The organism is Niameybacter sp., assembly GCF_036655075.1.
In the GTDB taxonomy this organism is placed as follows: Bacteria; Bacillota; Clostridia; order Lachnospirales; family Cellulosilyticaceae; genus Holtiella.
The window spans coordinates 22461-43046 of record NZ_JAVVQU010000028.1; the positions used below are offsets into that span (position 1 = coordinate 22461).

Below are 20586 nucleotides of genomic sequence, written 5' to 3' on the forward strand. Positions count from 1 at the left end.
TTCAAATTTATCTACGCTATCCTATTTGCAACGTACCGCTTCAGTCATTTCAAGTCCTGTACTATAATCTAGCTGTTTTGGCTCATATTCTTCATTTTGCTTTTGTCTTGTCATACCTGTGTAGGCCCATGTTACTTTTCTTGCATTCACACGCCATGGTCTTCTCTCCCAGTAATAGCCTCTAAATGGGTCGCGTGATGTATTCATCTCTTCCAAGAGGGCATCATGAAGTCTATTCCGAATCTCTTCATAAGCTTCATCCTCAATTAGATTATTCACTTCATAAGGGTCTGCTTCTAAATCATAAAGCTCATCTGATGTTAACAAGTTGATGACCAACTTGTATCTTCCATCAAAAGTTGCTCGTACAAGTTGCACACCACCAAATCCATCATGGTCTACTTCAAATCGACCAAATTCCATGAAGATATAGTCATTGGCACGGTTGCCCTCTGTAATCTGCTCTTTTAGGCTATTCCCTACAAACATCTTAGGGATAGGTACACCCATCATATCGAATACAGTAGGTGCAATATCTACATGAGATACGGGAGCACCATCTACAATGCCTTGCTTTTGGAATGCTTTACACCTCATGATTAATGGGATATTCGTAATCTCATCATACATAGCTGGCCCCTTCTCACGAAGGCCATGTTCACCAAAGAATGTCCCGTGGTCACTTGTATAAATCACAAGTGCATCTGGTGCATAGTCGTCAATAGCCTCCATCACACGCCCCATTTCATCATCTACAAAAGTATTACAACCAAAGAAGATATCCTGTCTTGAGCCCTTGCCATTGTTGGTAGTTTCCACAATCTGTTCTGGTGTGCGCTTGCCAGTCTTTTCATTTACACCTGCCCATACTTTGTGGTGCTCAGGCTTTCCTTCTAAGGTATCTAGATGTGCTGCGGTCACTGGTACATAGTAATCCATATACATCTGACCATACTTCTTAGGTGCCAGACAAGGTCCATGTGGTTCATCATAAGAAACGACAAGGAAGAAGTCCTCCTCATGGTGATGCTTCAAGAAGTCAATGGCACGATTAGAACAACGATGTCCATACGTAAAACTGGCCTCAATTCCATCTCCATTACTGATTGTCGCATGTTTTCTAGAAGCTACACGCTCCTGTGGTGTCAGCTCTTCTAAGTAGTTACGCATATCATACCAATAGTTTGAATCCCATCCTGCTGGGCATCTGCCCATACCAAAGTAGTCTCCCCCATCTAGATGCCACTTACCAATATAAGCTGTATGAATTCCGTGGTCACTCAATCTCTGTCCAATAGACTGTACATCTTGTCCGATTCCCATAGAATTAGTCCATCCCCCTGTAGAGCGTGGATACTGCCCTGTAAAAAGAGCGGCACGGGCAGGTTGACATACAGGCTGTGCTGTATAGGCTCTTTCAAATCGAATACCCTCTGCTGCTAATGCATCAATATTAGGTGTAACCATCCTTGGGTTGCCATAGCACCCTACCATATCCTTCCGCTGCGTATCTGTCATCATCAAGATTACTTTTCTAATTGGCTTCATCTGCTTTTCCTCACAATCATCTTCTTATAGTTATATCTTCTAACTCATCACAACTCATTTCATTAAAAATAGGCACCTTATAGGCACAAAATTTTTCTACACATACCTGACAACTCATTATTCGCTTTCCTTTACTTTCTATCATTTTACCTTCATACATCTTAGAAGACATATGACATATTCTTTTTATCCTTATGTTCGATCATTCCCTTTACTAAAAGGAATGTATTTATTATATGATATTTCATTTGAGATATGTAGCTCTATCTAGGCCACGAAAATTAAAACAAGATACCCCCTTCAAACTTAATAAGCTAAGCCTAAAGGGGGTGTGTACTTATTAGACACATCGGTAAAGAGATCATCTTTGCTACTGCTGCATTTTCTAAATGTCTAACCTATGATTAAAACTTCCATCGTCCCCCCACATACCATCCCTTCATCTTCTTCAAAATCATTAGTAAGGTCAAGTGTCACTATTTTATAACTGGATGAGCCTATCATGTTTCTTGCTACAGTAATAACTTGATTTTCACTACATCCACCTCCAATAGAACCTAGTGTATGTCCTAAATTCGTGACAGCCATAATCGCACCTGCTTTTCTTGGTGTAGAGCCTTTAGTTGAGAGAATGGTCACAATAGCAAAAGGTTCTTTTTGACTAGTAATTTGCTCTAAAAACTCAATCGTATCATAGCAAAAACAGATATTATGCTTAGCCTTTAAAGGATACACTGTGCGTTTTACCTTAATGAGTTCTGACAAGATGGAAATAGCAATTTCTTCTGGCGTTTGTGCACCAATAGCAAGGCCTATCGGCGTATAGATTCCATTTAATTTTTTCTTATCATATCCTTTTTCTATAAGCCTTTCAAATAAACCACTCACTCTTCTTTTAGAACCAATAAGACCAATATATGCAGGCCATCTACCCTTTAATAAAGTTTCAAGGCAAATTTCGTCTTCTTGATGTCCACGTGTTATAACCGCTACATAGTCATGTTGTGTCACATTAAGCTTTTCAATAGCAACTGGAAAAGCATCACATAGGGTTTGCTTAGCATAAGGGAAACGGTATGCATTCGCAAATCTAGGCCGATCATCCACAACTGTTACTTTAAAGCCTGTCTTACTTGCAAATTCAGATATAGGTAGTGCAATATGTCCACCTCCTAGTAAAATAAGTCTTGCAGGTGGCACATAAGCATAACAAAAAGTATCTGGACTTTCCGGCTCATACAAAGTAAGTTCTTTAGAAGAATGAACCTGAACAACACTTATATTAAGTGCATCAAAGGCTCCTGCTTTTGCGCCAATATTTATTTTTACTAAAGCAATTTTTCCAGCTTGTACTATTTTTAATATTTCTAAGTAGATTGCTTGCATTTATAAACTTCTCCTTTATTCCTTTTAGGATTGCATCAGTCTTCCTTTTTTTAGTAGGATGGATTGTGTATGCTCCATTTCCTCTATATACTTCAGTACAGTATCTGCCATTTGATCTTGCCTCTTTGTATCTACCTTATTTAAAAAAACAGTGTGTGCCTGATTCATATTTCTGTTTTCTAAGTATCCCTTATAAATAAGTACTGCAACATCTTTTTCATCTAAGAGATGATCTTCTTCAACTTTTAAAATTTGCTTTGCTAATTCAAACCGATGGCAAACTTCACTTATTTTCTTTCCTACACTATCTATACCCGTTACGACTATAACCCTATTGGTTTGTTCCCTAATAACAGGTTCAAAAGTTGCTGGAAATTTAATAGGCAACCTTCTTGATCCATCTGCTTCAACCAATAGGACATCACTTATTAATAAAAGTTGTAAAAAGCATGCTTGACTTACACCTTTCATCTTCTCCTCATTTGCTTTTGTCCCTACAATAACAAATCCATCTCTATTTAATGTACTTTTAATAGCATTCATATCTTCATTAAGTACGACATGACGAGTAGGTAAATACATCTGGGTAGTGGTTGTTATAATAACCCTCTTCCCCTTAGCTACTAATTGCTCTTTTAATTTCTCCATACACGATGTCTTGCCACCTGCACCAACGACTGAAATAACCATCTTCCCTTCATTAGGTATATGTAATGCCTCTAATAAATCCATTTAATCACCTTTTCATTCAACGATCTCTTCTGCCAATGCCCGGATTGCCTGTATGCCTATATTAACTTCTTCTTGCGTATTGAAATAGGAGAAGCTAAACCTAACAGTACTTTGCTCCATTGTTCCGAGTGTTTGATGTAATAAGGGTGCACAGTGTCCTCCGGTTCTCGTAGCAATACCGTATTCCTCCATGAGTATATCGCTGACTCGGGCAGCATCTATATCATTAATATTAAGCGTCACAATAGGCACTCTATTGAAATTGAAAAAATCTCCATAGATTGTAACGCCCTTAATCCCTTTTATTCCCTCATAAAATTGTCGCATAAGTGCTTGTTCTTTGAGCCTTATTTGCTCAATACCTTGATTTAAAATAAAAGTTATACCAGCCTTTAATCCAGAAATGCCATGGGTATTTAAAGTCCCTGCCTCTAAACAATCTGGCATTCTACCAGGATGTTCTTTGTCATAGGTATTGATACCACTACCTCCTACTTTTAAAGGCCTAATCTTAACACCTTCTCTAACATAAATGCCTCCTGTTCCTTGTGGCCCATATAAACTTTTATGTCCTGTAAAACAAAGAATATCAATACAAGCCTCTTCCACGTCTATAGGTAAGATCCCCGCAGATTGAGCTACATCTAAAATAAATAATAAGTTATAGGCTTTGCATAATTGCCCAATACGACCAATATCTACTACATTGCCTGTTAAATTAGAAGCATGTGTACAAATAATCGCCGCTGTATTTGATTTGATTTTTTGCTCCACTTCTTCATAATTTAGTACCCCTAATGCATTACAAGATATAAAGGAAATCTCAATAATCCCTTGCTTTTGCAATAGATATAAGGGTCTTAATATACTATTATGTTCAAGAACGGTGGTAATAACATGGTCTCCCTTTTGAAAAACCCCTTGTATAGCAAGGTTAAGACTCTCTGTCCCATTATATGTAAATGCAACTCGACTTTCATCTTTTATGCCAAATAGTTCCGCTAACTTTACCCTTGTTTCATAAATGATTCTACTCGCATTCAAAGCATAGTCAGATGTTCCTCTCGTGGCATTGCCAGCTAACTGTAATGCCTCCATGATTGCACGATACACACTTTCTGGCTTCGTTAAGGTTGTGGCTGCATTATCAAAATATATCATCTCTTTATGCCTCCATTCTTATTACTTGTTTGTTTGTCTATCTTCCATTCATACGCCAATAGCCTATTAAAATGGCCTCTAATACGCTGCCTGCTACACATCTTGCCTTGTCCGATATAGTAAAGCAATTATTCTTTTCACTTTCCCTAGGGTCAATATCTATAATTTTCAACCCCTTTTTCACTTGATAACCTTCTCTGATCATCCCTCTTAATACACCAGTTAATGTTGCATAAATAGGATGTTCATCTACCTGTGCAATCAGTTCTCCCTCTTTGACCACATCACTAATTTCTTTTATCCCATGTAATCTACCTTCTACAGGTGCATGAATGACTCTTTCTTCACCATATCCATTGATGAGGCCCGGTATCCCTGTATTAGGCTTTGCTTTACCCCTTTCAATAATCTTACCTAGTTGATGCCCTCTACTTGTCTCAATGACAAAATCCACATCTACACCAGCTTCAAACCCAGGTCCTAGCGCTATTGTAATAGGCGCCATCTGCCTATTGGTTCCTAAATTTTTCTTGGCAATAATGGCATCAATCACTGCAAGAGGTTTAATTTCTTGAATACATGTACCTGCTACATCAATCATCAATGGCACGTTTCCCTTTTGGATGACTTCTAGCGCCTCCTCATATGTATCCACTTTTACACAGCTTATCCCCTCTACTTGAGCCACTCCATCATACACTGCTTCACAAAAAGATACTTTTCTACGAATAGCAGTTGGCATAGCCGTTTCTAATACAATAAGCTTAAATCCAGACCTTACTAATTTATGTATAATGCCAGTAGCAATATCGCCACCACCTCTAACTACTATGATCTCATTCCAATTCATCATTTCTCCCCTTCTTCTTAAGGTTTAATAATCTTGCCTGAATGGGCTAATGCCTCAGCAATATCATACATATTCGTCACTGTGCCCACTTCTAATTGATCTGCAATCCCATAATAGTCTAGACAAGTTCCACAGGTCATCACCTTCACACCACTTTGTTCTAAATACTGTAAATCTTGAACCACTTCTGATGAGGCTACAGCCAACTTAGCGCCACTATTATACATAATAATCTGAGTTGGCAAAGGATCTATCTGGGTTAAGGCATAGATAAAGCCTTTAAGCAATAATTGCCCTAATTCAGCCACTCCTTCTCCCATTTTATCAGAGCTTAATACAACAACCATCTCTCTAGTATCTTTATCTTTTTCTTTTTCAAAATTATAAAGTTGTAGCGTCACCTTATAATGCGTAGAGCCTACCACTTCTGTAGTATACCCTAACCCTTTTTGAACAGCCATTTTCTCTAGGTTTTCCATGGCAATTTCATTATCTACACTCACTTCTAAAAAATCTTCTACTTCCAACTTTTCTAAAGCTTGTTTAGCTAGAATTAATGGAAGAGGACATTGTTTGCCTCTTGCATCAAGATATTGTATCATTTTATCCTCTCCTTTATATAAGGGACTATTAAATATATAATCATATGTTAAATCACTATTATTTCATGGTGCTCCCTTGAAATGACTTCACCTACTATTTCTGCATGTAGGCCCTTTTGCTTAAGTTCTATACAGGCTTTTATAGCTTCTTCTTTACTCAAACTTACTAATAGCCCTCCAGATGTCTGAGGATCAAATAGAATTTCCTCCATTCCAAATCCAACCTCTTCAAAATGAATATATTCTTGCAAATACTTTCTATTTCTTTGACCTGCCGCTGTAATGAAAAATTCCTCTGCATAGGCAAATGCATGTTCTATAATAGGTAGCTTCTTAGTATGAATCAAGAAAGAATAGCTAGACTGTACCATTTCATGTAAATGACCTAAAAATCCAAATCCTGTCACATCTGTACAAGCATGTACCTCATATTTTCTAATGATTTGCGCCCCATACTTATTAAGCAAAGTCATAGACCGAATAGCTTGTGCCATAGCATTCATTTTATCTTCTCCAACACGATGTGCTGTAGAGACAATGCCTACCCCTAATGGTTTGGTGAGTATGAGATAATCACCTATATGACAACTATTATTCTTATAGATCTTCTTAGGATGAATAATGCCTGTAACAGATAATCCATATTTGATCCCTTCATCAACAATAGAATGTCCTCCTGATAAGACCCCTCCAGCTTCTTTTACTTTTTCACTACCGCCTAAAAGTATCTTGCCTAAAATATTTAAATTCATATTTTCTGGATAACAAACAATGTTCAGCGCTGTTTTGACCTCTCCACCCATAGCATAAATATCACTTAGTGCATTCGCTGCTGCAATTTGTCCAAATACATAGGGATCTTCTACCATAGGTGGAAAGAAATCTAGTGTTTGGACAATTGCTAAGTCATCTGTTAATTGATAGACTGCTGCATCGTCTAGACTTTCAAATCCTACTAATAAGTTAGGATCGTCAAATGAGGGAAGCTTTGATAATACTGAGCCGAGTAATCCCGGCCCTAACTTCGCCGTACATCCACCACTTTTACAAAAAATAATATCTTCTTCCATCTTTACACCCCTTCTTATAAAAGCATTTCATATATACCATCCGTTGTGATTTGCGCCTGACTTAATACCGTATGCATACAGTCTTTATGTTCTATATCTGTACACCACGCAAAGCCACAACCTGCTGAAATTTGACGTGGAATAGGGATAAGCCTTCCCGGAATTTTCTGCTCTTTACAAAGATATTCTGCCTTTAGGGCATATGTCGTTGTTGGAAATGCTACAATTAATTTCAAAGTCTTCCTCATCCTAATCCCTCCAATTTTGCCTCATAATGATTTCATTCTTATGTCTACTTACTCTTTACCATTATACTAAACTTATCCTCATAATTATACAGTTTTTCCTCTGTTAGTACTTATGCTCCTTTCATTTGCGTAACACGCTTTCCACATAACACTAAGCCACCTTACACTCAGTCCTATATTTCATAAGAGGAAACTGAGTATAAGGTGGCTTAGTCTGTTTTTATTCAGTATAAGCTACTCTTAAATAGAAGTTCATTCACTTTTCTTTTGTTAAAGATAATACGTACACCTTACAGATTGACACCAAACTGTTTCCATATAGGTGTCAAATCCAACACCTGACCATCTAGTCTTGCTTGCTCGATTCCAAGGGCTACAACTGCACTACGTATACCCTCTTCCCCACTACATACAGGCGCTTTACCATCAACCATAGACTCCATAAGTTCTTTTATAATATAGTAGTCCCCATCACCATGACCTCCACCTACTAAATCTACTTCTGTAATTGCCTCATCACCTAATCTCTTATAAATCAACTTTCCACTATAAAGTTCTACAATAAGCGTTCCTTCCGTACATGAGAAATAAAGACGTCTTTCTGGAATTGCATTGGAAGTTGTAGCTTGAAACTGAACTTGAACATTGTTTGCAAATCGCATAATGGCTACGACGTTATCTTCTATGGTCTTATCTGATAGGAAAGGATTATCACACCCTTGTTCATAGTCTTCAGCCATACCTGTATCCCATCCATTAAATAAGTTTGGATGTTGATCATAGAGATGACTATTGGCTGGTACAAACATTTTATTGCCACCAAATGCACTGATATGTGTTGGTACTGAGGCAATAAGCCAGTTCAATAAATCCATATCATGAACACATTTTTCTAAAATATGTGGGCCTGAAAGTTCCTTCAGTCTACGCCAGTTTTTCATAATATAGCTTCCATGATCAGGTAAAATATTTTCGGAACCATTTACTGAAATAATGTCACCTAAAGCTTTACTTTCTAGAATTTTTTTAGCTTCTCGGTAGATTGTTGCATATCTTAATGTAAAGCCCGTTGCAAATAATTTATGGGATGCTTCATGAGCTTCTTTAATGGCTAATAACTCCTCTATAGATATAGCAATAGGCTTTTCTGAAAAAACATGTTTCCCAGCTTTAAAAGCAGCAATAATCTGCTCTGCATGAAAAGCATTTGGTGATCCAATCATCACCCATTCAATTTCCTCATCACTTAACATCTCCTCATAGGAGTTATAGATAATTCCCTGATTATCTTTTGTACATTGTTGCAACAATTGTTCTGCATCTGCATGACTCGGATCCCACACACCCTTAAGCATTACACTTTCATATCCATTAAGCGTTGCCGCAAGCCCTCTAAGTCTTCCTCCACATCCAATGACACCAAATTGAATATTTTTCATTTTATTCCCACCCTTAATATGTAATTTAAATATATTTTAGTCGATAGTATCATACTAAATCTATTTTAAAAAGATTTTTTGTGTATTTTACTAAAATTTTATTATCAAACATTTTTATTTTATACAAAAAAACTTATTTGTAATTATTACTTTATATTCTTTCATAACTCGTGTCTCTTCTTCTATTAATTTGACAAAATCTTATTAGTGTATTAATCTAAGTTATATAGTTTTCGATACTACATTCTTTAGATTAGTACACTGTTTTAAACGATAAAAATAGATTATATGGAGATAACATTATGATTAAAATTATATCTGACTCAGCATCACTTTACTCAAAAAAAGAAGCCTTAGCAGCTGGTATTGATATTTCCTCTCTTGCAGTAACCATTGATCATGCCACTTACAAAGAATATGAAGATATCGACACTAAAACCTTCATTGACATTATCAACAAAGGGCATATTCCTACCTCTTCTCAGCCCTCTATTGGTGAAGTATTAGATGTCTATAACGACTATCCAGATGCAGAAATCATTAATATTTCTATGGCCGATGGTCTCTCAGGGACTTATAGCTCAGCTTGTATGGCAAAAGAAATGGTACAAAACCCTGAACGCATTCATGTCATCAATTCTAAAACACTTTGTGGGCCTCAAAAATATCTTATTGACCTAGCCTTAGCGCTAGCTAAATCTGGTAAATCTTCATCAGAAATCATTGATACCCTAACTATGCAGCGCACAAAGTCTTACCTTATTCCTCATGATTTTGATTATCTCGTTCGCGGCGGTAGATTATCTCCACTTGTTGGAAAAATAGGTGGCCTCATTAAGTTAGTCCCTGTAACAATCCTTTCTGAAGATGGAAAATCTCTCGATAAATTTACCACAAGTAGAGGCTTCAAAAAAGCTATCCAAAAAATTTGTGCTGATATGCTAGAAGATGGCGTGAGCTCTGCTTATCAACTCTATATTACTCATGCCATGAGAGAGGATTTAGCTTTAGAAGCCAAAAGCGTCATCCTCGATTATATCCCAAATGCTAATATTGAAATTAAACTTCTAGGCCCTGCATTTACAACACAAGGTGGTCCAGGATGTGTTGCTATCCAATGGATTAAAAAACATGATTTATTAGCCTAAAACAAGTGGGGGGGTGTATGGATATTGAAACTTTTCACCTTCCTAGATTTAACGAATTACCAACTCTAAAATAGTATCTATATTGAGGCATAGATCTCATCTAATTTAAAACGTACCGTAAGAATATAAGGCTCTTGATTGACTTCATCTTTATCCCAATGTCCATAGGAAGTTAGTATGTAAGTACCATATTCCTCATGATGGATATCTGTAATCTGCTCAATGCCAGCATAGCCACAATCTCCATCATTCCCATTCCAAGAGACTGTCCCTATATTCTTTTTAAGGCAAATACGACAGTCACCTTCTGTCCCATTAACAAGGTCCTCATATTGACCTAACCAAGCTACCCAATGTCTATCATCTGGATTACCCGTTATGCCATAAGATCTAAAGGTAACTAGTAGCTTGCCTGTCACACAGTCATACTTAGCTTGATGTCTTTCCCCTCTTAAAGCACCTGCTACCTCTTTTGGCTTACTCCATGTCTCACCTTCATCATCCGAGAAAATAACCATAGAGCTAGTCACCTTCGTATTACCTCTAAAGATTACTGCAAGCTGCTTGCCATCAGGTGAGCGTAATGCACAAGGCTCACATAGCCCTGCATACATCTCAATGCTTCTATAATTTTGTGGTTTTATGGTTGTTGTTAGTAAGAGTCCATCCTCTGTATAAGTCTTAACTACCTTATCTTGACCTAAGTAAGCTTCTGGCATAGAACAAACCATTTGGCCTGATTCATCAAAACTAAGTATAACTTTATAATTTTTGTACTCACGATCATGGAAGAGTCCCATCCAACGATAGTCCCATTCTCCATTTGGCTTTTTAAGTCGAACAAGCGTGGCAAAAGCAACAATGCCTTGCACACCAATCTGATCATAATACGTTTTAAACTCAGACCAAGTTATGCCTTGGTCATCTGAATAAGATATTCTAAAGCCACCTGTACCCGATACAATACCTGATACCATGAGAAGCCTTTTAATACCTTGTGGTGTTTCAATTTCATAGAGGATAGGTGTTTCTTTGCTCTCTTCCCAACTCTTTGGTGTCTCTAGTCGCGTGCTCCATGTCTTACCTGCATCTTCACTCTTCTTGAGAATGATGGCACCTGCACCATGTCCCTTAGGGTATACCGTCCACATCGTCTTTTGGTCTTCTAAAAGCACAGTGGTTGGATGTCCTAGATATTGTCCTACTTCACGGTCCACAACGACTTGCATCTTAGTCTCTTGATCTAGGTTGATAAAGGGAATCGTATAAGGCTTAGCATTTGTCTCATGATAAAGTAGCTGGTGGTCTAAAGCTTCACGAAGTACTGGATAAATAGTCTCTGCCATGCGCATAAAGCCTAAGTCATTAGGATGGCAGCCATCTACTGTACATTCGCCTCTTCCTCTCTCACCAAAAAGTGTTGCGCCGTCAATGAAATAAATATTGGCATCCCCTTCTGTTTTTGCCTTCATATAGGTATTGTAAATGACTTGCCTACGCTTACCATGGCCTTCTACATCCCCATCAAAATCTGGTTTACTTATCATAACCATTGGCAAAGATGGATGGGCCTTTCTTATGTATTTAAAGAAAGGTTCATAAGTCTCTTCTAAATCTTGAAGGGTCGGTGCATTGTGGTCATAATCAATGACTAAGGCACTCATGCCTTTTTCACTAATGTACTCTGCGACTATCTGCTCTCCCTTTGCATTTCCACTAAATCCAAAGTTAATCATATCTGCATCTAACCATCTAGATAAGAGGAGTGGATAGCTATTACCTGGTCTACTTGCACAGCCACCTTGTGTAATGGATGAACCATAAAATAAAATAGGTTTTTCTATAGTATAAGGTGTAGGTTCAGAGAGTGTTGCCTCTTCTTCAATCCCTACAACCACATCTTCGACCCCATTGTAGAGTGGAAAATGGATAAGGATATCTTTTTCTCTATCATCACTCCAGAAGTAGCACTCTCCTACAACAACAGGTCTTGTATCTGGATTACCATAGCCTAAGTCTGGGGTGAATGTCTTTTGATACCTATACTCTTTTTCTCCTACCACTCTTACATAGACATCAAATCCTGAGATACCTGTATCTGCCATATGTGGCATAGTATCTTTAGAAGACAAAATGGCTTTGAATGCAAAATACTTGGTATTCGTTTTAAACCTTATTCTCACACCACTTGTGTGAAGACCTAAAATTTGAATACCTTCTGGGAAGCTTTGGATTCGATCGCTTTCAATACGTGTTAGAACTTTTTCATTATTAGGTGTGCCATAGATATGAATGGCTTTTTCATCTAATGTCAACCAATTTAAATCTGTCTTTGTAATACTACCAAAGCTAAATCTCTCATCAATTTTTTGAATACTGTTCATCTGCATGCTCCTTATATTCCTTTAGATATTCTTACACTTGGAAGATAGTTTTTAGCAATTCGCTCTACAAATACACGCCCCTTAAATGCTTCTGTTTCAAAGTGCTCAAAGACCACAGTTGTTTGATCTTCTTGTACTTCTTCTGAAAGTCTATAAGGTGCTTTTCCATCAATACTTGTATAAAGTGCAATCACATCCCCTTTTTCTACATTAGAGATAACGAGTTTTTGGTCTTGTTGGTTATCTATTTCTACTGGCGATACTTTTCTTGATCTTTCTGGATAAGCTTCATCAAAGAGTTCAAAGGCATAAATCCTTGTATGTCCACCACCATTGATACTAATTTGTCCAGGCTCTATAATCTGCAAGCGCACATATCTTGCGGATACTTCATGGAACAGCATTCTATTGATTGTTGCATTTTGATTATTAGTAACTTCATCTACTAGTGTGAAGCTTTCTCCATCTATACTTGTAAGGATTTGTAAATGCTTTGTATTCCAAACACCTGATTCTCCCGCTTCTGGATGTCCACAGTTAATGATACGATATTGTTTGATGACCTTTACTTCTTTTAAATCCAAAGTTAGATAAGGTCTAAATTCTCCTGTACACCATTTACCGCTTTTGATTGTGCCCTCAATCACCTTTTCAGGCTCTTGTCCTTTAATGATTTTATTGGAACACGTTACACTCACACCCAGTCCTGCTAAGGCAATATTTTTTCTATCGTAATGTAAAACCTCTTCTTCTTGTTCTATCCCTGCTAAAATAGCACACTTTTTAAGCGTCTTTTCAAGGAATGGCTTGATAAGTAGTGTCCCTACTTCTACTGTAAAATCTTTTTCTACGCCATCTTTTAAACGTAGTACCTTACAGTCTTGCATAGCTTCTACTTGTCTCAGTGCTACTTCATTTTTCTCTTCCATACTAGCAATATCATTGGCAAGGAATGCTGTTATTCCATACATCATATTTTGTCCAGCCTGTACCATTAAGCGTGTAGCATCTAAAAACGGGCGGAGTTCTTTCATCAATTGGACATGCGTACATTCTGCGTCGATTGTGTCCACTGCCGTTTCGATTTCTTTAAAAGCTACCATCAAGTTGGCAATAGGCGTAGCTAAATCAGCTCTCTTTCCTAAGCCCTTTTCTATGGCTTCAATATCCGCTCTAAGTGTCCATGACTCATCAAAGTAGAAGGTATCTCCCTCATCCCCTACATGACAGCAGTGAGAAGCAAAGCGTTGAAGTGCCTCGGCTACTTCTGGTGCTATCGCCTTAAAGGAGGCAGCAAAACTTGCTTCACTATCAAATGCATCTGTGTTCCAGTTATGGTCAGCAATGCAGAACAAAGCCTGTTTTGAAGCTTGTGCTTGATTCATAGGATTTGAGAAGAATCCATTGATATTGTCTACATCTGGACTTAAAGTTTCTATTTTGCCCATCAGGATTTTGGCATCACAGTAATCATTAACAGGGTAGTTCCACCATACAGATAAGTTTTTCTCACTTTGAATCATACGCTTTGGTGCATCGAATTTTTCTTTTGATACAGTAGACATAGTCGCAGAGCCTGTCCACATGATTTCTACATCCTCATGTAAGTCTTCTACAAAAGGTTTGAAGTATTTTTCCATCGAAGGTCCCCATGCTTCACAATATCTTGTACCTACTGTAAGTAAAGGACGTACATCCCCTTTTGCTTTAATAAATTCTGTATCCACACGATTAATATAGCGTGCTTGTTGTTCCCCATCTGGATAACCACCTATATCATCAAATAACACACCAAACTGGCGCACACCTAGTGCATACAATTGTTCAAGTTTATGAATGGTTGCAATAAAGTCTTCTTCTGAGTCTAGGTCAATAGAATCTCCTGGATGGATGGTCCATACAAAATTCAAGTTGTTTTGATGCCCCACTTCTGCAAGTTCTGCAATTTGCCTTGCTTCATTTTCTGGATAGAGTGCTCTCCAGTCACTTCTATGGTAAGGATCATCTTTAGGCGCGTAAATATATGTATTGAGTTTATATTCTCCCCCAAATACCATTAAATCTTTTCTATCTTCATGACTCCAAGGGAAGCCATAGAATCCTTCAATGTATCCTCTATAAAGAATCTCTGGATAGTCTGTGATGACAAGCTTTTGCACAGTGCGCGCTTCAATTTGAGATAAAATTTTTCCAAGTGTGACTACTCCATAATACAGACCTTCTTGATCTACCCCTGCAATACACATGTTACAATGCGCCATGCCACCAATACTTAAACGATAACCTTCTTTTTGATTGATGCTATCATATTCTTCAAGTCCTTCTTGCCCAATCAAATAAAGTTGAGTTTGCCCTTCTACCAACTCTTCTCCAATGGTGTACTCAAACTCCTTGTCACTTAAGACTTGTTTGAGTTTTGAAAGGGTTACATCTCTTACACTCGTTTTTAATACAATGTTTATTTTTTCACTTATTTTTACTTGTTCATGTTCATAAGTTACAACTTGTGGAACCGGAAAGATTTCGTAATTATTTAGCATGTCTAATACTCCTTGTTTTCTAGTAGTGTTCTCTGTTTTTTACTGTATTTAAAATATATTCCACTACACTTTAAACATATTTTACTACATTTAAAATATATTTTATACTTAAATTATAGTAAAATATAAATTATTTTTCATTTCACCAAGACCTCTTTATTCTCTATACTTTCAGATTCATTGTTATCCCTTCTGTCTATTTCTATGACCATTAAATCGTTTTAGTTTTAAAGTCTATGCAGTTAGGCTATAATGAAAAGTAAAAAGGATTAAACGTAATGAACATACAAATATTTGGCACTAAAAAATGTAATGACACAAAAAAATCAGAACGCTACTTTAAGGAACGTAATATAAAATATCAATTTATAGATATGAAAGAAAAAGGCTTAAGCCAAGGTGAGCTCAATAGTGTAAAACAAGCTGTAGGTGGTATTATTGCCATGATTGATGAAAATTGCAAAGATAAAGAAGCTGTATCACGCATTCAGTATGCCTCTCATATCAATAAAGAAAAAAGAGTATTAGAATATCCTCAACTTCTAAAAACACCTATTGTAAGAAATGGCAAACAAGCTACCATAGGCTATAAACCAGAAGTTTGGAAAGAATGGGACTAACTTTTCAACAACACTCAGCCACCTTACACTCAGTCTTATATTTTATAAGCAGGAATCTGAGTATAGGGTGGCTGAGTGTATCTTTATTCAAGGTGCGTTACTTCTAGATATAATTCATCTCTCCTTAAGCTTCTCAAGTGCCTCTAAAAAGGCTTTATCCTGTTTGTAATTTACGTACATCAAGCAAGAAATAGATTCGCCATTTTCAATTAACCTTGTTGCAATACGTACATGATCTTCAAGTGCCTTAGTCTCCATTTTGAACTGGAGGTCTAAATGACGCTTCTCCCCCTTAACCCAAACTACATCACCTTCACTTGGAATAACCACCTCTACTTCTTTAAGTGTATGCCCCTCACTAATATTACCAAATTTACTTATTGTAAAAGCCACATCCCCTTCTTGATAGCGGCTATATTCTTTGATATGTTCCAAAATCTTTTCTGCATCTTGCCTCTTCTGACGAAAGTCTGCTTCCTCATAAAAATAATAAATCGATAAATAATCCAATACAAATTTTTCACCTTGTCTATCCATCTTTTGGTTGCCTCCTCAATATGCTTAAACATATTTAGTGTTCACCGTTTAAATTTAATCTATGTAATTTGACTCCTATTTTACGCTACGCCACTCGCAGTATAATGTGTTTGTTACCTTATTCTTACTGTCATCTATTCTCAAAGGAGGAAATAACTTTGAAAGAACAATATATCTCTACCTCTTATGGTACCATTCACATTTATAGCAAGGGCAGTGGACCAAAAACGCTTATACTTCTTCACGGAGCCGGTTGCGACAATGCACTCCTTTCTTGGCATAAAATTATGGAGACCTTTTCAGATGAGTATACGATTTATGCCCCTAGCCATCTAGGATATGGTCTTAGTGACAAACCGGAAGATCTTGTTGGTCCTGCTTTTTATCCTACGCACATCTCTTGTCTAAAAGAAGTAGTAGATAGACTTGGACTAGATACCTTTGCCTTAGTCGGGCTATCTATGGGAGGAGCTATTGCTATTGGCTTTGCCTTACAATATCCCAAAAGCGTTCAGTATTTATTTCCCGTAGCTTCATGGGGTCTGTCTCCTAGATTCCCATTTCAGAAACTCGCTAATTGGTATATCTATAAAACTAATGGTACACTCTATCAATACCGCTGGCTCACCAAATATAACACTCTCGCTAAGCACTTCATTGGCTACTCTCTTATAGGTAATAAAAAAAACATTACCCCCTCACTCATAGACGAAGTCTTACAAGCATGTAGTCGAGGTGGGGCAGGCAAATCTATGCAAGATTTTCAAAGAAGCTCTTGTATCAACACAGGCACTTTCCCCTACTACGGCGATGCATTAAAAAACCTAAAGATGCCTGTTATCTTCTTTGCTGGTGAAAAAGACCCTCTTATACCTCTGAAAAATATAAAAGAGGCTTTTAGAAAAGTACCCCATGGAAAACTCTATATATTTCCAAAATGTAAGCACTGGTCCATCAAAGAAAAACCCCATGCTTTCGTAGAAATTGTACAGAAATACTATTAAAATAGGGTTTAAGTTACTCGACTTATATTATGGTGTATCAGGTGTTTTGTTAGCTCAGAACTTAAAAGGGACAGTACCTTACATTTGTAAGGCACTGTCCCTTTTAGGGTAAACTTGATATGACTCTCAAAGAATTTAGAATGATGTCCATCCACCATCTGTTTGTAATGTAGCACCTGTCATATGTGTTGAATCGTCAGACGCTAAGAATAATATAGATGCAGCTTGCTCTTCAGCCGTTGCATTTCTCTTTTGAATCGTTTGAGTCTTTTGTCCTGCCATAGAACCTGCATCAGCTGGATTCATTCCATTTGCTATAGCTTGCGCTCTTCTAGCTTTTACATATTCCATAGCTTCTTCCACCATTGGTGTATCTGTACCTGCTGGGTTAACTGAATTTACTCTAATTCCAAAGCGAGCATAATCTAAAGCTAAATTTTTAGTTAATCCGTTTACTGCATGTTTAGAGGCTACGTATGCAGGATTTCCTGGTAATCCTGTAAGCCCAGCTATAGAGGCATTATTAATAATTACTCCTCCATTATTTTGAGCAATAAATACTTTTAGTTCACTCTTACATGAAAAATATACACTGTATAGATTATTAGCCATAGTGTAATCCATATTCTCTTTTGGCAACTCATGTAGTGGACTTGGATTACCCATTACCCCTGCATTGTTAATAGCTATATCTAATTTCCCATACTTGTCAAGTGTTTCTTTAAGCATCTCTTCAGCAGCTTCTTCTTTAGATAAATCTAAATTTAAGAAGATTGCATCTCCACCTTCACTTAATATGGCCTGTAAAGTTTCTTCGCCTTCTACTACCTTTTTATCCACTAAAACTAGCTTAGCACCTTCTTTAGCTGCTCTTAAAGCTGTTGCTTTTCCTATCCCTGTAGCTGCTCCTGTGATAATCATTACTTTAGTGTCAAATCTTCCTGCATAATATCTTTTTTCCATTTTTATTCTCCTATATCTTTTCTTCACCAAACAACTCTTCTAATGGGCTATCTGTAACTTTTCTAAAAAGATAATAGAATTGTTCTAATTCTTCTTTAGTTAGTTTTTCAGTTAATTCTTTTTCCCAGTTCTTTGATGTATTAATGATTTCTTCTCTATTATTCTTAGCATACTCCGTTAAAAATATATGGTACTTCCTCTTATCTTTTATATCCTGTACTCTTTTTATATAGCCTGCTTCTTCTAGCTTTACGATGGCTCTTGTCGTTGCAGCTTTATCCACACCAATTTTTTCAGTTAATTCATCATGAGTGATCCCATCCTTCATATATAAATAGACTAAAAATTGATACTGTCCAGCCCCTATATTATATGCTTTATACTCTTTTCCTAAAAAAGCTATACCTTGCCTATAGAGTTGATTAATATATCTACTAATCGATTCTGTTTCATACTTTTTCATGAGATTTACCTCTTGTTCACCTTTTTATAAGCTTATATTATCCTGATTAAGTCTTCTATACTGGTTAATTTTATACTCCATAAGCTTAGCCTTCAAGATAATGTTATACTTTTTATACTCATCTTGAATAGTATGATTTAATAATTTTAGTTCCTTTACATCTTTTGTATACTCCATCGCCAAATCTTTCATAAAGTCTTCTAGGGTATAATAGAGTATATATCGATTAATTATTAGGGCTATAGCACATCCTATTATAGTAAATAAGATCCTAAATGCTAATATTTCTATTCCTGCTCCTCCCATTGTTGCACCACCTAATGCTGAAACAGCTACTAACGATGTTGAAATATGATATTTTTTCATAAACAAATTAATATAAGCTAGTAATATAACTAAGTTCATTCGTACTGAATTATCTTTCACTATACTAAATAAGATAGTAAAAAGAACAATACCTATCACCGTTCCAATTATCCTATCTATGGCTTTCTTAACTGTTCCATCGTAATGAGGTTGTATAATAGCAATCATAGGAAATACAATCCATCTACCATAAGTTATCTGGAAACTATCTACTAAGAAAATTACCAGACTAATAGCTAAGGCCATTTTTATAGCAAATTTAAAAGTAGCTGTATCTCTGTCTATTCTTTTTAAACCATTTTTAAGCGTTAACTTTTGTGTATTCAAGACATGCTCTTTCTTATCTTCTATCATTTCCAGATAATCTGGGAATGACTTGAGTGTCTGAACTACTTCTTTTATCCTTTTATCGCTTATCTTCACATTCAGTTTTTGTATCACTTCATCTATCTTTTGTTGTGTCTTATTTTTCTCTACATCGCTATAAAAATATTCATCTAACAGATGCGTGATCTCTCTTATACCCACTAAAAGTTCTTTTTCCTCTTCTGTTAGGGCTTCTTTCTCAGAAAAGTTATGTAATACTCTTCCTAATTGTTGCTTAGCCATTGCAAGTTCTAAATTTCCTTTGTTTGCAGATGTAATATGCTTACTTTTTAATCTCGTATCATAGATTGCTTTAGCCATTGTATCTACTAATGCATCCATTTCAATATTCAAAGTAGGTTTGTAATCATTTTCTAATAGGCTATCTACTTGCCTTGCTATATTCGCAATCATAGCTTTTCTTGTTCCTAGTATAGTCTTATTCAATCTATTTCTATTGAAAACTAATTGTATTAACGCTATATACAGACATCCAATAACAATAGAACCCATCCTTAAAGGTAATCCCTTAAAATCTGTAGGTGCAGACATGATCATAAATATATAAGTTAATAAAAACGGGAAGTAAATAGGCATTTTATAATTATGCATGCCTTGATAAACAATACAGAATATAATAGCTACGTTAATTATTAGCCCTACCATAGGATGTATGGTAGCTACACTCGCTCCTATTCCTAAAACAAGTGTAAACATTGATATCCAAAAAGTTTTTCTTATTATTCCCTCTGTCAAATCTGTAGCAACTAATGTTAAAGCTATAACAACAATTGAAACTGCAACTATCGTATTTGACGCTCCAAAAAGCTTAGCAAATATATTGATAAATATTGAGTTTGCTATGAAGGTTAATGTTTTTGTGATAATTTCTTGCTGATTAATACAAACACCTCCTATTATTTAATTGATAGATCAACTATTATTTTAGTTGAATTTAGTTGATATGTCAATTAAATTCAACTAAGACTTTTTACAAACGCTTTTACTTGCACTTTATTCTATTCAAAGAAGTGCTTTTACAATTTCCTGGTCTCCTCTAAAGTTAATATTATATCTGGCTTCTGTGCACCTATCTTTCATAGCCGGAATTTGTCAAATATGTTGTCGCATGAGTTGTAATATTCACTCTTTCTAGCTA

Annotated in this window: 18 protein-coding genes; 3 read left to right on the forward strand and 15 right to left on the reverse strand. The window is 36.4% G+C overall.

The features are described from left to right. Positions 1-21: 21 nt before the first annotated feature. The 9 genes from RRY75_RS09055 to RRY75_RS09095 form a co-directional block, all read right to left on the reverse strand. Entirely contained in the window at positions 22-1548 is a 1527-nt protein-coding gene (locus RRY75_RS09055) for a sulfatase-like hydrolase/transferase (protein ID WP_332527201.1), read from the reverse strand. 393 nt (positions 1549-1941) lie between these two features. Next, positions 1942-2934, reverse strand: coding sequence for an XdhC/CoxI family protein (locus tag RRY75_RS09060; protein ID WP_332491941.1), 993 nt, complete (start codon positions 2932-2934; stop codon positions 1942-1944). A 24-nt stretch (positions 2935-2958) separates the two neighbouring features. Then, positions 2959-3666, reverse strand: coding sequence for a selenium cofactor biosynthesis protein YqeC (gene yqeC / locus RRY75_RS09065; RefSeq protein ID WP_332491939.1), 708 nt, complete (start codon positions 3664-3666; stop codon positions 2959-2961). A gap of 12 nt (positions 3667-3678) precedes the next feature. After that, entirely contained in the window at positions 3679-4827 is a 1149-nt protein-coding gene (locus RRY75_RS09070) for an aminotransferase class V-fold PLP-dependent enzyme (protein WP_332527200.1), read from the reverse strand. A gap of 37 nt (positions 4828-4864) precedes the next feature. Then, positions 4865-5677, reverse strand: coding sequence for a selenium-dependent molybdenum cofactor biosynthesis protein YqeB (gene yqeB / locus RRY75_RS09075; protein WP_332491936.1), 813 nt, complete (start codon positions 5675-5677; stop codon positions 4865-4867). A gap of 17 nt (positions 5678-5694) precedes the next feature. Continuing rightward, positions 5695-6279 carry a sulfurtransferase-like selenium metabolism protein YedF gene (gene yedF, locus RRY75_RS09080; protein WP_332491934.1) on the reverse strand — a complete coding sequence of 195 codons (585 nt, stop codon included), beginning with the start codon at positions 6277-6279 and terminating at the stop codon, positions 5695-5697. Positions 6280-6326: 47 nt separating this feature from the next. Further along, positions 6327-7349, reverse strand: a complete 1023-nt coding sequence (gene selD, locus RRY75_RS09085; RefSeq protein ID WP_332491932.1) for a selenide, water dikinase SelD — start codon at positions 7347-7349, stop codon at positions 6327-6329. Positions 7350-7363: 14 nt separating this feature from the next. Next, the gene (locus RRY75_RS09090) at positions 7364-7597 is read right to left on the reverse strand and encodes a DUF3343 domain-containing protein (RefSeq protein WP_332491930.1); all 234 of its coding nucleotides are present in this window, start codon (positions 7595-7597) and stop codon (positions 7364-7366) included. A gap of 290 nt (positions 7598-7887) precedes the next feature. Continuing rightward, positions 7888-9036, reverse strand: coding sequence for a Gfo/Idh/MocA family protein (locus RRY75_RS09095; protein WP_332491928.1), 1149 nt, complete (start codon positions 9034-9036; stop codon positions 7888-7890). A 302-nt stretch (positions 9037-9338) separates the two neighbouring features. Between RRY75_RS09095 and RRY75_RS09100 the strand changes: the two genes are divergently transcribed. Next, a complete protein-coding gene (locus RRY75_RS09100) occupies positions 9339-10184 on the forward strand; it encodes a DegV family protein (protein WP_332528545.1) in 846 nt (281 codons plus the stop codon). A gap of 77 nt (positions 10185-10261) precedes the next feature. Here RRY75_RS09100 and RRY75_RS09105 read toward each other — a convergent pair whose 3' ends face one another. After that, a complete protein-coding gene (locus RRY75_RS09105) occupies positions 10262-12568 on the reverse strand; it encodes an SGNH/GDSL hydrolase family protein (protein WP_332527198.1) in 2307 nt (768 codons plus the stop codon). 11 nt (positions 12569-12579) lie between these two features. Beyond that, the gene (locus RRY75_RS09110) at positions 12580-15108 is read right to left on the reverse strand and encodes a beta-N-acetylglucosaminidase domain-containing protein (protein WP_332494149.1); all 2529 of its coding nucleotides are present in this window, start codon (positions 15106-15108) and stop codon (positions 12580-12582) included. A 278-nt stretch (positions 15109-15386) separates the two neighbouring features. Here RRY75_RS09110 and RRY75_RS09115 point away from each other — a divergent pair, with 278 nt between their 5' ends. Then, positions 15387-15728 (forward strand): arsenate reductase family protein, encoded by a 342-nt coding sequence (locus tag RRY75_RS09115; RefSeq protein WP_332494147.1) that lies wholly within the window; start codon positions 15387-15389, stop codon positions 15726-15728. A 114-nt stretch (positions 15729-15842) separates the two neighbouring features. Here RRY75_RS09115 and RRY75_RS09120 read toward each other — a convergent pair whose 3' ends face one another. Further along, on the reverse strand, positions 15843-16265 hold the full coding sequence (locus RRY75_RS09120) for a hypothetical protein (RefSeq protein WP_332494145.1): 423 nt from the start codon (positions 16263-16265) through the stop codon (positions 15843-15845). A 158-nt stretch (positions 16266-16423) separates the two neighbouring features. On the opposite strand from RRY75_RS09120, the gene RRY75_RS09125 reads away from it, so the two are divergent. Next, positions 16424-17269, forward strand: coding sequence for an alpha/beta fold hydrolase (locus RRY75_RS09125; protein ID WP_332527197.1), 846 nt, complete (start codon positions 16424-16426; stop codon positions 17267-17269). A gap of 135 nt (positions 17270-17404) precedes the next feature. Here the strand turns inward: RRY75_RS09125 and RRY75_RS09130 are convergent, their stop codons facing one another. From RRY75_RS09130 to RRY75_RS09140, 3 genes are read right to left on the reverse strand one after another with little or no spacing between them, the layout of a single operon-like run. Further along, positions 17405-18232, reverse strand: coding sequence for an SDR family NAD(P)-dependent oxidoreductase (locus RRY75_RS09130; RefSeq protein WP_332494141.1), 828 nt, complete (start codon positions 18230-18232; stop codon positions 17405-17407). A 10-nt stretch (positions 18233-18242) separates the two neighbouring features. Then, the gene (locus RRY75_RS09135; RefSeq protein WP_332494139.1) at positions 18243-18695 is read right to left on the reverse strand and encodes a MarR family winged helix-turn-helix transcriptional regulator; all 453 of its coding nucleotides are present in this window, start codon (positions 18693-18695) and stop codon (positions 18243-18245) included. A gap of 24 nt (positions 18696-18719) precedes the next feature. Then, complete coding sequence (locus tag RRY75_RS09140; RefSeq protein WP_332527196.1) at positions 18720-20144, reverse strand: FUSC family protein; 1425 nt, start codon at positions 20142-20144, stop codon at positions 18720-18722. Between the last annotated feature and the right edge of the window lie 442 nt (positions 20145-20586).